General features: G+C 49.0%; 1 protein-coding gene. It reads left to right on the top strand.

Annotated features, from left to right (window positions below):
- A partial coding sequence (locus LKE08_RS11000) for an HNH endonuclease (protein WP_375341416.1) occupies nt 1–208 on the top strand: 208 nt, incomplete at both ends.

Genomic DNA, 208 nt, shown 5'->3' with positions numbered 1-208 from the left:
TGGACTCCCATTGTCTACCACACGCTGGTCAGACCGAACGCATCGACGTATGATGGAAATTGGGTCTATTGGGCAACAAGGAGAGGGAAATCACCAGAAATCTCAAACCGAGAAGCCAAACTGCTGAAAAGCCAGAAAGGCAAATGCAAATGGTGCGGACAGCACTTCACTATAGAAGACCAAGTGGAGACCGACCACATCATCCCTA

The organism is Lyngbya sp. CCY1209 (genome assembly GCF_035615495.1).
In the GTDB taxonomy this organism is placed as follows: domain Bacteria; phylum Cyanobacteriota; class Cyanobacteriia; order Cyanobacteriales; family Microcoleaceae; genus Limnospira.
Note: the sequence above shows the minus strand (reverse complement) of the source record. Positions and strands in the feature narration are given on the sequence as shown.